This window comes from Pseudomonas putida, assembly GCF_001941965.1.
Classification (GTDB): domain Bacteria; phylum Pseudomonadota; class Gammaproteobacteria; order Pseudomonadales; family Pseudomonadaceae; genus Aquipseudomonas; species Aquipseudomonas putida_L.
The window spans coordinates 447,360-461,087 of the sequence record NZ_MKZO01000012.1 but is presented as its reverse complement, the minus strand read 5'-3'; the positions used below and the strand labels follow the sequence as shown (position 1 = coordinate 461,087).

Below are 13,728 nucleotides of genomic sequence, written 5' to 3'. Positions count from 1 at the left end.
GTATCGATGTGGGGTGTGCGTGGTGTTTCAGTACCTGGCGGGGGGCGCCGCCGAATGGGTTCGAACGTACTTGAGCTGGCGGGCTAGCCAGCAGCCAACGGTGACCGTTGCAATGCTGCCGTCCGGATCGCGTTCGAATACCAGGGTCCAGTCGCCCGGTGCGGGCGCATCCATGCCACGCGGGCATTTCAGCGCCCAGGTGTCGTGGCCCAGCGGGTGCATGAGATGGGCGGGGCCGGAGCCCAGAAAACCTTCGAATGCACCGAACAACACGCCACCCGCGGCGTCGCACAGGAGCGTCGAGTCGATCTCCGCGCAACGGTAGACGCCGACGAGTTCTTCGGTTGATTCCTGCACCGCGGGCTCTGGCAATCTGTCGGCGTGGAGGATCTGGTTGTCTTCCAGACGGTACAGAACGATCCGGTCTCCTTTGAGCTCGGCGATCATTTCCCGTGAGCGGGCCCGATAAGGAGTCTCGAAGACCAACGACTCGGCAAAACCCGCATAGGTAATCGATAGTGTTCCGTCGCTGCCGACCACTGCGCTGATTGCCAGCTTCGAGTAGGGATCCAGGTAGATGCCTGTCCACCGAGAGTCGGCGGTCAGGCATGTTGCCTCGGCTTGCCCGATTTCCAGAACCTGACGCAGCAGATGCTCCGCGAGCGCCGTGGCATCGGCCTGATGGTTCAGCATGACGATGATGGACAGGTGCTCGTCCGGGGCGTGCAACCGATGCAGCCGATAGCCACGCAGCGCTCCGCCATGCCCGAGGGTTTTTCTGCCCTCGATATCGACGTGAGCAAATCCATTGCCGTAGGGCGCGGGGTTGCCGTCATTGAAAACGGGTCGTTCGGCGAGTTGGCGATAGAGGCTCGAAGGGGCTGTCCACTCTCGGTGCAGGTACTGTTCGTAGGCGATCATGTCCATCAGAGACGCCACCACGCCGGCGTCTCCTGACCACTGGACCTGGTTGCGCGCTGGTACATAGCCCTGTTGCGCATCACCTTCATGACCTACGCAAGGTCGGGGATGCTCCGCCGTAGTGGAGCAAAAGAGCGCAGTCTTCATGCCTGCGGGGTCAAAGATCCGTTCTGCCAGCAGGCTGGCAAGGGTTTGCCCGCTCACCGTTTCGACGAGCCGGGCAAGGATATGGAAGTTGGTATTGGAGTAGGCGTATTGGGCTCCAGGGGCGAAATGAGTCTCCCCGATCCTGGCCATTGCGTGCCTGGCGTCCTCATCGAGGGTGAAGCGCCCCTCTGGATGAGCACCCCAGAGCATTGACATCGCCCAGTAGTCGCGGATGCCCGACTGGTTGTTGCACAGATGCGCCAGGTCGGGATGGGCAGCGCTGTCCATCGCAAGCAGTGCCGGCAGGGCGGCCGTAAAAGCGCCAGCGTCGAGTCCCTGTTTTTGCATTTCGAGGGTGGGTTGCCGCTCCAGGGATTTGAGAACGGCACACACCATCTGTTTTGAAATCGAACAGATTGGCATCAGTGTCTCTTCGGTCATTGCGACGCGTCGATCGATGTCGGCCATGCCCCATGCGTGTTTCCCCAGGATCTTGCCGTCGCGCACGACCGCGACGGTGCCGCCGGGACCACGAAAAGCGCTGGGGAGTGTCTGCAACAGGTGTTCGATGTTCGGCATTGAATCCAGGTCTCTCGGCATTTTTCGGGAGCGCACGCCAGCGGCGCTAGAGTTGTTGGAACGCAGGGCTGAAGCGTCCATAGGCGCTGTAGAGAATCACCGAGGCGGCAAGCATTGCGACCATGATCATGATGTCGTGCGCTGACGCTCCGAGCAGAAGCTGCAGCAGCAAGGCGGCCGAACCTGCGACCGCAAGTACTGCGGGAATCGGCCAGAGCGGCATGCGGTAGGGGTGCTCGCGATCGGCACATACGGCGCGGCTGAAAAGTGCGGCCAGCCCCACGATCAGGTAGACCGCTATCAGCAGCAGTACGGTGAAGGAGGTCAGCTCTTCCAGGTTCGAGGAAAATGTCAGTGCGGCCGACGGAACACCCAGAAACAGCGTGGCCAGCCAAGGCGAATCCCAGCGTGGATGGATGCGTGTAAATGCGCGGTTCAGCGCTGGTGTCCAGAGTTCGTCCCGGCCGCTGCTGAAAATCACCCGGCTGGATTGCACGACGATGGCCACGATGGCGTTGAACACCGACAGAAAGATCGCGGCCGCGATCAGCTTCGACAGTGTCGGATTACCGTGGGCCGCCAGCAGGTAGCCGATAGGATCAGGACTGGCGATCAGTGCCTCGAGCGATGGTGCACCGATCAGCAGGGCTGCCATGGGCAGGAGCTCGATGCCAAGCACCAGGGCCAATGACCACAGCACCGCTCGATGGACTTGCCGGCCGCCACATTTCATATCTTCCGAGAGAAGAACTGCCCCGCCGAACCCGTTGTAGGCGAACAGGGCGGTACCCATGGCCCCAAGCACCAGGGTCCAGCTGGCTGGCGACAGGAGTCCGCCCTCGACGATCTGGGGCGTGATCAGCACGCTGACCGGCTGGGACGCATTGGCAAAGCCAAGCATGACGATCACGGCCAGGGCGATGATTTCGGTGGCGAGAAATACCCCGGTGATCCAGGCATTCACGCGGATGTTCAAAATGCCCAGCAAGTAACTCGCAACAACGATGACGAGTCCCGTCGAAGTCGTTTCGAATTGGGTGCCAAGCGCTGAATTAAGGTAGGTCGCTGCGCCGGTTGCCAGCACCGGCGGAATGAACAGCAGCATCACGATCACAGTGATGAAAGTGCAGTAGCCCGCCAGACCACCGAATACCCGCTTGGCATACACGTATTCGCCGCCCGCAGAGTTATGGGCGCGGCCCAGTTCCGCATAGCACCAGGCGAACATCAGCGCGAGCACACCGGCCAGGGCGAAGGACATGAATGCGCCGCTTCCCGCTCCTTGTATTGCAAAAGGTGCGATCACGAAGAGCGAACTGGCAGGGGTGATCGAGGAAACCGTAATGGCAACGGCATCTGTCACGCCGAGACTTTTTTTGTTTCACGATGACTCCAGCCCGGTAGTTCGCTGGACTGCGACGTAGCCCGATACAGCAGGTTTATCAATAGCTTACGCGCTTCCATCATATGCCGGTGCTTTCTGAAACTTGACCCGGTTCTCCCTCGCGCCGCTCCTATCTGGCTCCTGGAATCCGGGTCGTTCCAAGGAGTCATCATGGCAAAGATCAAGCTCACCAAGACCGCCGTAGAGTCGGCGCAACCCCAGGCGAAGGACATCGAACTACGGGATACCGTCGTGCCCGGCTTCCTTTGCAAGATTACCTCGACGGGACGCCGGGTGTTCATGCTCCAGTACCGCACGAACTCTGGCCAGCCCCGCAAGCCCTCGCTGGGACTCTACGGGGAGCTAACCGTCGAACAGGCGCGGGTCAAAGCGCAGGACTGGCTGGCCGAGGTTCGCCGGGGTGGTGATCCCGGCGGTGCCAAGGCCGAGGCGCGCAAGGCGCCCACGATGGCCGAGTTGTGCAAAAAGTTCATGGAGGACTACTCCAAGAAGCGCAACAAGGTCAGCACGCAGGACGGCTACCAGGGCGTCATCGACCGCAACATCATCCCGCTGCTGGGCCGCAAGAAGGTGCATGACGTGAAGCGGCCCGACATTGCGGGGCTCATGGAAAAGCTGGCCTACAAGCCGACCGAGGCCAACAAGACCTTCGGCGTGCTGCGCAAGATGTTCAACTTGGCCGAAGTCTGGGGCTTCCGCCCGGACGGCACGAATCCGTGCCGCCACGTCCCGATGTACCCGCCGGGCAAGGAAACCCGGCTCATCGTGGACGAGGAAATGGTGCGGATCTTCCGCCAGTTGGAGAAACTGGAGGCGGAGGGGCTGGAGAACTACGTCATCCCGTTGGCGATCCGGCTGCAATTCGAGTTTGCGGCGCGGCGCTCCGAAATCTGCCCGCTCGAATGGAGCTGGCTGGACTTCGAGAACCGGCGCGTGGTGTGGCCCGACAGCAAGGTTGGCGGCATTTCCAAGCCCATGAGCGAGGAAGCCTATCGGCTGCTTTCGACGGCGCCGCGTCTGGAAGGCTGCCCTTACGTCCTGCCGTCGCCGAACGACCCGGCCAAGCACCTGACCTTTGGCGAGCACTATGGCGGCTGGTGCCGGACGCTCAAGGCCGCCAGCGTGCCGCACGTAGGCACGCACGGCATCCGTCATCGCTCGACCACCGACATTGCCAATTCCGGTGTGCCGACCAAAGTGGGAATGAAGCTGACGGGCCACAAGACCGTGGCGATGTTCATGCACTACGTCCACACCGAGGACAAGCCGGTGCGCGAGGCGGCCGAGCTGGTGGCCAGCCGCCGCCAAGCCATCACGGGCGCGCGGCAGCTTGCGGAGGCGGTGGCATGAACGGGCGCCGGCCATCAGCAGCATCGCTCGCAGCGCCCGCGGCGCTGCTGGGCGACATTCGGGCACTGATCGAGGCGGCGCGCTTGCGCGCCGCCTCGACGGTGAATAGCGAGCTTACGATGCTCTACTGGCGCATCGGCCAACGCATCCACACGCAGGTCTTGGACAGGCGCCGGGGCGCCTACGGCAAGGAAGTTCTGCCCACCTTGGCTGCGCAGTTGGTGGAGGAGTACGGCAGCAGCTTTGCAGAGCAGAACTTGCGCCGCATGGTGCAGTTCGCCGCCACCTTCCCCGACGAGCGAATTCTCGTATCACTGATACGAGAATTGAGCTGGACGCACTTCATCGCCCTGATGCCGCTGAAAGACCCGCTCCAGCGGGACTACTACGCACAGATGGCCAGCACCCAACGCTGGAGCGTGCGGACGCTGCGCGAGCGTATCGACTCGATGCTGTACGAGCGCACGGCGCTTTCCCAAAAGCCGGAAGAAACCATAGCGCAGGAGTTGGCGACCCTGCGCGATGCGCAGCGCATGTCGCCGGCCCTGGTCATGCGCGACCCGTACATCCTCGACTTCCTGGGCCTGCGGGACACTTGGCAGGAAGGCGACTTGGAAGCGGCGATCATCCGTGAAATGGAGTCCTTCCTGCTGGAGCTGGGCGCGGGCTTCTCATTCGTCGCCCGGCAGAAGCGCATTCCGATCGACGACGAGGATTTCCACCTTGACCTTCTGTTCTACAACCGCAAGCTGCGGCGGCTGGTTGCGGTGGAGTTGAAGGTAGGTGACTTCAAGGCGGCCTACAAAGGGCAGATGGAGCTTTACCTTCGGTGGCTAGACAAGCACGAACGGGAGCCGGAGGAAGCCTCGCCGCTCGGGATCATCCTTTGCACCGGCAAGAAGCGCGAGCAGATCGAATTGCTGGAGCTGGACAAGTCCGGCATCCACGTTGCCGAGTATCTGACCGCCTTGCCGCCGAGGGGCGTGCTGGTGGAGCGGCTGCAACAGGCAACGCAACGGGCGCAGTTGCAAATCGAGCAGCGCAAGACGGACAACGAGTAGTCCTGTCCCAAGCAGTCGGGCGTCCCGGCGTGCCGCCGTCGCGCTGTCGTGCTGCGCATCGAGCTTCGCTGCGCGAGTCTCGCCCCTGTCGGGCTTCCATCACTGACGCCTCCGTCCCGGCTCGTTGATCCGGGCCTGCGCGCTCCGCTTGCCAAAAATCGACTCTGTGCAGTGGGCGGGTGTGGGCGGTCTTGCTGTTCCCTTCACCGTATCACGGCGTTCTCGCCGTCAAGGGCGGCGCGCGCCATGCGCGCTTGCGTCCTGGCGGCCGTCTGCGACCCCTGACTGCTTGCGCTGCGCCGTGCTGCCGCCGGTTCCGGGCAATTCCGCCCGAGCAACCGGAGCACGATCATGTCGCAACTGTCCTTTCCCTCGTTCGATTCCTGTCTGCTGGTGCGCGACGCGCACGGGCGCTATCTACCGGCATCGGCCGACGACATTCTGGAAGCTGCGCGCCAGGTCATTGACCGGAAAATGCGGCGCGGAGCAGAGTTCACTTCGCCGGCGGCGGTCAAGGAATACTTGCGTACAAAGTTGGCCAGCTTCGAGCATGAGGTGTTCGTAGTGCTGTTCATGGATACGCGCCATCGTCTGATCGAATACAGGGAGATGTTCCACGGCACTATTGACGGTGCGTCGGTGTATCCGCGCGAAGTGGTCAAGGAGGCGCTGCGGCTCAATGCGGCGGCGGTCGTCGTTTCGCACAACCATCCGAGCGGAAACCCCGAGCCGAGCGCGGCTGACCGGGCGCTGACCCAGCGGCTCAAGGAAGCGTTGGGTCTGGTGGACGTGCGCGTGCTCGATCACATCATCGTTGCGGGCAACGAAACGGCATCGTTCGCCGAGCATGGGCTGATCTAGCCCAAGGGGCTTCGGCCCCTTTTTGCTGCGCCTGGTGGCATAGCTATGGCCCTCGCGGCCTGATGCTCAGGCCGTCGCAACCTGAATCATCTCGTCGTAATGTTTCTTGTCCACCTCTTCCAGCCACTGGAAGATGTTCCCGATGACGCTGTGGCTTTCGCCTGCCAAGTTTTCTGCGGATTCCTCTGTTATCTCAATAACGTCGCTATGTGAATACTTATTGATAAAGCGGTAGATTTTTTCTTTAAGCTCTGGTGTCGTGATGGTGCAATCTTTTAGGCCAGCCTCCATCAATTGACTAATGTCGCTTCGACGCCTTGGATATTTGAAGGTGAAAAACGATTCAACAAGCTTTCGGGCGAGGTTGGCGGTCAAGAACGCCTCATCTCGATTGAGTGTTGTGTGCGCCCTATATTCGTAGAGCTTCTTGAAGATATAGTGGTACTCGGAACCGTAGTTCTTGAGTGAGTCGTCGGCATCCACAAGTAGGGAGTGACGAGGGGAGCCAGGTGGCGCATCCAGGCGATAAAAGAAGCAATTCTCGGCGTTGCCTTTTTTGACTCGATTCCTATTGGTGCCAGTGAACCAGTCTCTCACTAGCTTAAAGTAAGTGAAGTTGTGAGTCAGCACAAAAAGTTGCTTGGCTTCAGTGCATTGCGTTCTCAAAAACGAGTAGGCGTGAAACAAGTGATTAGAATCAAAGCTTGAGACCGGATCGTCAACGACGACGATCGTATCCTTGATGTTATTTCCATTTTCTTTGAGCTTCGTGATGAAATAGACAAATGCAATCGCAGTTTTCTCACCTTCGCTCAAATTCCCATCGTGCTCACCAACCCCGTTTCTGATGATCTCATAGCCTTTCTTCTTCTGATTGAAGTTCAGGCAAAGCTCAGAGCGGCCAATGAAGCGATGCAGGATGTCATTGAACTCCTTTGCCCCGACCGTTTCATTCGAGAGCGCCGCTTCTATGGCTCCGACCTCTAGACTAATTTTTTCAATTTCCTTATGGTCGTTCTTTGCTTCTGACTCAAGGTCATTGCACTTCTTCTCACTTCCAGCATAGTCAAACTCTTGCACCTCAGCCGCAGCAAAGTGAAGCTCCAGTGCCACCTTGCTTTTTGAGGTCTCAGATTTGAAATTTGAAGTCTTATTGTTGTGCTTTCCAACGAGAGCAACAATCGATTTCAGGATGTCATTGAAATTGGTGACATCGTCTTCAACCACATCCGAGATCTGAATGTCTGTCTTCCCAGGGTCTGTGATCTTGGCCTTCAGGGCTTCCCGCCAGGCGTCGATTTGCTGGTCGATCTTTTCAGCAGCAGTTGCGTAGTCCTTTTGAAGCTTCTCTGCCTCGGCCGATAGTTCTTTATAAAACTCGGTCGATGCGGGAAACTGATTAGCTGGAGCGCCTTGAGATTCAATCCATGTCGCCGCGTTCTGAAGTCGGCTCTGAAACTCCGTGAACTCCTTGCTGAAGTGGGCAGCAAGCGCCTCGGCACGAAGCTGGGCGAACGGAGAGCCGCAGAACTCGCAGGATTGCGAGTCGTGGTTTTTATGGATTTCCAAGCCTGCTTGAACCCATTCGCGGATTTCCGGGTTATCGGTCAGCCGCTGGATTGCTTGATTGACCGCCGTAGTCCCAATCAAATCTCTGATGCGGCCCGCCGCTTTCTTAAAGTAGTCCGGCTCAATGGCCGTTGAGGCGAAAGCAATGCTTGGAAGCTGATCTGGCTTGGCGGCATTCGTAAGGTCGATAACCCTCTCATCTGGAAGAACCGACTCCGCCTTGATAATTGTCTCGCCGTTATTCTGTATGAAGTTGAAGAGCTTGCGGCGGTCGTAATTCAAGTAATAACTGTCGCTCGTATCAATCGCCTGAAGTCCAAGCTTCATTTTCTTGGCAGCATTGGTCAGGAACTTCTCTAATGCCTCACGCTGCTTCTTGATATCGCTTTGCTTGTCGTCGTGAGCCTTCTTTTTCGACTGAAGCTCGCTCTTCAGCTTCTCCAGCTTCTGCAAGTCATCAATCTTCTCTTTCGCAATAAGAAGGATGCTCTTTACGGATTTGTCCCAATCAATGTTCTCATGCACGAAGCGTTGATTGAAAACATGAATATTCAATTGGGATGAGTGGAGTGTGGATTCCGTGATCGTTGAGCCATCCTCCAGAACTACTGAAAATTGGCCCGTGCTGAAGCGGGGAACCATCGAGCGAAGCTCAAAGCAAGAGAATAGATTCGATAACGTTGACTTGCCTGTTCCATTCCAACCATAGACCAGGTTGTACCGGCCGAACTTTTGGATCTTCGTTCCATTGAAGTCGCTGAAGATTCCGAACTGTTTGAGGCGGTTGATGCAGACAATCATCTCTATATCTCCGTGTTCTTGCTTTCCCATCATTTGCTTGCGAAACAAATGGTAAACGAAGAGTCCTCTTGCGTCTCCGCTTCGCGGATCGCGCTGCTCCAGGTTCGCTAGTCGCTCATCCCTGGCGGGACTGGCTTCGCCAGCCTTCCGCATCGCTGACGCCTACGGCCCGGCTTCCAGCTTCGGGCCTGCGCGCTTCGCTTGCGTGCGGTCAGCACAAAGGGATGGCCGTTGCCTTGTCCAGCCGTCTCCCCTGACTTCATCACCTTACCCGCGACCGTAGCCCGCGACCGTGTGCCGTCAAGGCGCGCAGGGCCGTGTCCTCGGCTGCGCCTGCGGGCCGCACCAACCCTGCGCTTGGCTCCTTGACGGCCCCCGTCCGCGCGCTCCTTTGGGCGCGGGCGATGAACTCAGGAAAGACGGTGGCAACAGGGCCAACCGGGTTCCTCGTGCCGACCGCACCAAACAGCCGAAAGGCTGGGCTCCGAATCTAGAAATCCGGTGTGCGGTGTGAACAGCAAACCTCTTTTGTCAGGAGAAAGACCATGCAACTCGCATCCCGTTTCGCTTTCCGCTCCCCCTCGCTGCGCAGCGATTACCCGCTGTCCGACGACCAGATTCACCGCGTGGCCCCGTCCATCTTCGCGGATGCCCCGCACGAGAGCCGTTCGCAGCGGTACGCCTATATCCCCACCGCCGCCGTGCTGACCGAGCTTCGCAAAGAAGGCTTCCAGCCTTTCATGGTGACGCAAACCCGCGTGCGCGACGAAGGCAAGCGCGAGCACACCAAACACATGATTCGCTTGCGCCATGCCAGCCAGATCAACGGCGCGGAGGCCAACGAAATCGTGCTGCTGAACTCGCACGACGGCACCAGCAGCTATCAGATGCTGGCCGGAATGTTCCGGTTCGTGTGCAGCAATGGCCTTGTCTGCGGCAACACCGTGGCCGATGTGCGAGTGCCCCATAAAGGCGACGTGGCCGGTCTGGTCATTGAGGGGGCTTACGAAGTCTTGAGCGGTTTCGATCGGGTGAAGGAATCGCGCGATGCCATGCGCGGCATCACCTTGGACGATGGCGAATCCGAAGTGTTCGCCCGCGCCGCGCTCGCCCTCAAGTACGACGACCCCGACAAGCCCGCGCCCATCACGGAATCGCAAATCCTGATGCCGCGCCGCTTCGACGACCGCCGCCCCGACCTGTGGAGCGTGTTCAACCGCACCCAAGAAAACCTGACCCAAGGCGGGCTGCGTGGCCGCAGCGCCAACGGGCGCCGACAGCAAACCCGCCCGGTGCAGGGCATCGACCAAAACATCCGACTAAATCGCGCCCTCTGGCTGCTGGCCGATGGCATGCGCCAGTTGAAAGCCTGAATCCCCACGCGGCAGGGGCAGGCAGCAGCCCTTGTCGCTTTCTTCGCTGCTGCATCCCTGAACCGATAGGAGTTATCACCATGAACGCCGTTACCCAAACCGAAGCCCGCGCCATCAACACCGCCGCCGCTATCCCGCTGGAAGCCGCTGATCCGACCAAGAACCTGATTCTGGTTCCGCTGTCGCGGCTGGTGTCGCGTCCCACTGGCCGCAACGTGCGCAAGACCCCGCGCATGTCCATTCCCGAACTCGCCGCCAGCATCCAGCGTGTCGGCCTGCTGCAAAACCTCATCGTGATTGCCGCCGCCGATGGCGAGCATTACGAGGTCGTGGCCGGTGACCGTCGCCTCGCAGCGTTGAAGCTGCTGGCGAAAAAGCACCGCATTAGCAAGGAATGGGAGGTGCCTTGCCTGCTGGTGGCCGATGGCACCGCCCGCACGGCCAGCCTCACCGAGAACGTGCAGCGCGAAGCCATGCACCCCGCCGACCAGTTCGAGGCGTTCGCCGCGCTCGTGGCCGAAGGCCGCAGCATCGAGGACATTGCAGCGGATTTCAGCGTCACGCCGCTGGTGGTGCAGCGCCGTCTGAAACTCGCCAACGTGTCGCCGCGCCTGCTGGCCGACTACCGGGCCGAGGCCGTGAGCCTTGACCAGTTGATGGCCCTCGCCATCACCGACGACCATGCTGCGCAGGAAGCCGCGTTCTACGATGCGCCCACATGGCAGCGCGGCCCGCACAACCTGCGCGACCGCCTGACCGAACGCGAAATCGACGCCTACCGGCATCCGCTGGTGCGCTTTGTCGGGCTGGACGGCTACGAGCAGGAAGGCGGTGGCATCCGCCGCGACCTGTTCGCGGAGGGCGACAAAGGCGTGTATCTGACCGATGCCGCACTGCTGGAACGGCTGGCGCAGGACAAGCTGGCAGGTATCGCCGCCAAGGTGCAGGCCGAGGGCTGGGCGTGGGTGGATGCCACGCCGGGCATGACCCATGCCGATCTGCAAGCCTTCCAGCGTGCGCCAAGGGAACGCCGCAGTCCGAACAAGCGCGACGCGCAGCGCATCGAGAAGCTGCAAACCAAGCTGCACGAACTGGCCGAGGCGGTGGATGCCGCGCTGGACGACGAGGACGAGGAAAAGGCCGATGCCTTGCAGGAAGAAGGCGAACGCCTGGGCGAGCAGTTGCAGGCGCTGGAAGATGGCTTGCTGGACTATGCGGCCAACGTGAAGGCCGCAGCCGGTGCCATTGTCACCATCGACCGCGACGGGCAGGCCGCGATTCATCGCGGGCTGCTGCGCGAAGCGGAGGCCAAGGCACTGCGCACGCTGGAGCGGCTGCGGCAGGGTTTCGGCAGCGAAGGCGAAGCCGCGAACGAGGACGCAGGCGAGGACGACGAGCAGCCCAAGACCGCCGCCATGTCTGACCGACTGGCGCAGCGGTTGAGCGCGCACCGTACCGCTGCGCTGCAAATCGAAGTTGCACGGCATCCGCAAGCAGCGCTGGCCGCCGTGGTGCATGGCATGGTGCAGACCGTCTTGCAGGAAAGGCACTACGGGCACGACCTGCCGCTGGGTGTGCGCCTCACGGTGCAAGACCGGCTGGAAGGCATGGCCCCGGACTGGCCGGAATCACCCGCCGCCGTGGCGCTGCGCGAACTGCAACAGGTGGCAGGCGAAACCTTGCCGGAGGACAGCGCCGAACTGTTCGCCGCGCTGCTGGCGAAATCACAGGATGAACTGGTGCGGCTGTTGGCCGTGTGCTTAGCTTCCACGGTGGACGTGGTGACGCCTCGCGCCACGCCGCACCAGCCCGGCGCGGAACTGGCGCAGGCCGTGGGGCTGGATATGGCCGCGTGGTGGCAGCCCACCAATGAGGGTTACTTCCGGCATGTGCCGAAGGCCGCGATTCTGGAAGCCGTTGGCGGGTTCGCGCCCTCGCACGTCACCCGACTGGCGAAGTTGAAGAAGGGCGACATTGCCAGCGAAGCCGAACGGCTGGCCGCTGGCACCGGCTGGATGCCCGCCATCTTCCGCTCCGAAGGCCCGCAGCAGACCGGGCAGGACGCGCCGGCGGATGGCGAAGCCGAAGCACAGGAAGAAGTGGCCGCCGTGGCGGATGACCAGCCGCAGGCCGAGGCTTTGGCCGCGTGACTTCGCACCGTAGATAGCGCCCCGGTTCCGGCCGGGGCGCTTCATGTTGAGGATGCCTGCCATGACCCACCAACCCGCAAACCGCCCCCGCATAGCTGCGACCTATGCCTCCGGCACGGTGCGCGCCCGCCGCTGGCACGGCGACGGCGACGTGCGCGGCTACCGTCCGCCGCGTGGCTGGACGGCCCGCGCCGACCTGACCGATCTGCATCCCCTCACGGGCCGCGCCTTGCCGCGCGCCGTGTGGTGGATCATCGAAACCAAGGAATAACGAGCCGCACCGGCCCCAAGCCGTGCCGCCTTGGGGCCGGTGGTCGAAAACTCCGGGCGCGGCGGTGGCCGCGCCCGGTTTCACTGCTCAAAGCCAAAACGCCCCATCGCCGCCTTCGGACAGGCGGCGATGGGGCCACGCACAAGGGCGCTCGTGCGCGAAATCCACGAAGCCAGCAAGTGTGGCGGCGCATCGCGCCGCCAACGATTCGACCGAGCCCCGCCGCAATGGGCGGGGCTGGTGTGGCTACGCCCCGGCTTGCTGCGGCAGGTTGCACGAAAGCGTGCCGTCCCCGACGCTGGCGGTTCGTTGTCTGTACGTCACGAAAGACGGTTCACCGACACGCCGCCCAGCCTCGCTTCTATGGAGCTTCCACACCACGCCTCAGTATGTGGCCGTGAGCTGCGGCAGGGGCGCTCTGGCCTTGTCGTCGGGGCATTGACCTGGCCCGCGTCAGGGCGCAAGCCGGTGCAGCCGTCACGCGGGGATGCCGAGTTGGCCACGTCTCCATTCGGGAGCGGGCGGCCTGTGCGTCCTTGTCTTGTTGTGAATCCTGGCGGTGGCGCGGCTGCGCCTTGTGCTTGATGGCCGCAACCTTGCAGCGAAAACAATTTCCCCTGCGCTGCGCGCATTCCTCGCGGGACAAATTCTTTTCGCTTCCAGGTTCTCCACGTTGTTGCGACCGCTGTGCGGTGCGACCAGCCCATCCCCCGCCGGCCGGATCACAACAAGGACGCACTGGCGCGACCTTGTTCAACCCGAAAGGAGAAACATCATGGCTAACATCGGCACCTTCACCGCAGAGAAAGACGGCTTCACCGGCACGCTTCGCACCCTGACGCTCAACGTCAAGGTCAAGCTGGTTCCCAACGACAAGGGCGACACCGAGAACGCCCCCGACTTCCACCTGCAAGCGGCTGGCCACGAAGTCGGCGCAGCGTGGAAGAAGACCAGCGAGGCCGGGCGGGAATACCTGTCCGTATCCATCGACGACCCTTCGTTCCCGGCGACGGTCTATGCCCGCCTGATCGAGAACGAGGACGGCACGCACGACCTGATCTGGTCGCGCAACAAGCCGAAGGCGGCCTGACAGCCGCTTACCGCGTCCCGCCCACTGCGGCGGGGCGCGATGCTGCTGATCGCAGCACCGCACGCGCAGGATTTCTGCTGCTGCCGCGTGCTGGATACGCCCGTCACGGCGGGCCTGCATGCGTGCCTTGTGGCTCGCAATCCGTGTCAA

Annotated in this window: 10 protein-coding genes; 7 read left to right on the top strand and 3 right to left on the bottom strand. The window is 61.4% G+C overall.

Translation table 11 applies throughout. The features are described from left to right. Positions 1 to 27: 27 nt before the first annotated feature. Both PSEMO_RS09180 and PSEMO_RS09175 read right to left on the bottom strand, forming a co-directional pair. On the bottom strand, positions 28 to 1,647 hold the full coding sequence (locus PSEMO_RS09180; protein WP_178391977.1) for a D-aminopeptidase: 1,620 nt from the start codon (positions 1,645 to 1,647) through the stop codon (positions 28 to 30). Positions 1,648 to 1,693: 46 nt separating this feature from the next. Next, on the bottom strand, positions 1,694 to 3,010 hold the full coding sequence (locus PSEMO_RS09175; RefSeq protein ID WP_075802747.1) for an APC family permease: 1,317 nt from the start codon (positions 3,008 to 3,010) through the stop codon (positions 1,694 to 1,696). 192 nt (positions 3,011 to 3,202) lie between these two features. Here PSEMO_RS09175 and PSEMO_RS09170 point away from each other — a divergent pair, with 192 nt between their 5' ends. The 3 genes from PSEMO_RS09170 to radC all read left to right on the top strand — a co-directional run bounded on the left by PSEMO_RS09170 (position 3,203) and on the right by radC (position 6,324). Continuing rightward, entirely contained in the window at positions 3,203 to 4,402 is a 1,200-nt protein-coding gene (locus PSEMO_RS09170) for a tyrosine-type recombinase/integrase (protein WP_001062689.1), read from the top strand. Then, positions 4,399 to 5,463 (top strand): PDDEXK nuclease domain-containing protein, encoded by a 1,065-nt coding sequence (locus PSEMO_RS09165; protein ID WP_003092331.1) that lies wholly within the window; start codon positions 4,399 to 4,401, stop codon positions 5,461 to 5,463. The genes PSEMO_RS09170 and PSEMO_RS09165 overlap by 4 nt, the downstream gene beginning before the upstream one ends. A 351-nt stretch (positions 5,464 to 5,814) precedes the next feature. Further along, positions 5,815 to 6,324, top strand: a complete 510-nt coding sequence (gene radC, locus PSEMO_RS09160; protein WP_003092330.1) for a RadC family protein — start codon at positions 5,815 to 5,817, stop codon at positions 6,322 to 6,324. A gap of 66 nt (positions 6,325 to 6,390) precedes the next feature. Here the strand turns inward: radC and PSEMO_RS09155 are convergent, their stop codons facing one another. Next, positions 6,391 to 8,694 carry an ATP-binding protein gene (locus tag PSEMO_RS09155; protein WP_006379607.1) on the bottom strand — a complete coding sequence of 768 codons (2,304 nt, stop codon included), beginning with the start codon at positions 8,692 to 8,694 and terminating at the stop codon, positions 6,391 to 6,393. Positions 8,695 to 9,239: 545 nt separating this feature from the next. Here PSEMO_RS09155 and PSEMO_RS09150 point away from each other — a divergent pair. From PSEMO_RS09150 to PSEMO_RS09125, 4 genes are all read left to right on the top strand, one after another. After that, a complete protein-coding gene (locus PSEMO_RS09150) occupies positions 9,240 to 10,067 on the top strand; it encodes a DUF932 domain-containing protein (protein WP_003092327.1) in 828 nt (275 codons plus the stop codon). An 80-nt stretch (positions 10,068 to 10,147) separates the two neighbouring features. Then, positions 10,148 to 12,217, top strand: coding sequence for a ParB/RepB/Spo0J family partition protein (locus PSEMO_RS09145; RefSeq protein ID WP_000994919.1), 2,070 nt, complete (start codon positions 10,148 to 10,150; stop codon positions 12,215 to 12,217). A gap of 61 nt (positions 12,218 to 12,278) precedes the next feature. After that, entirely contained in the window at positions 12,279 to 12,488 is a 210-nt protein-coding gene (locus PSEMO_RS09140; protein ID WP_022580212.1) for a hypothetical protein, read from the top strand. Between the two features lie 775 nt (positions 12,489 to 13,263). Further along, positions 13,264 to 13,578, top strand: a complete 315-nt coding sequence (locus PSEMO_RS09125) for a DUF736 domain-containing protein (protein ID WP_001273857.1) — start codon at positions 13,264 to 13,266, stop codon at positions 13,576 to 13,578. The last annotated feature ends 150 nt before the right edge of the window (positions 13,579 to 13,728 follow it).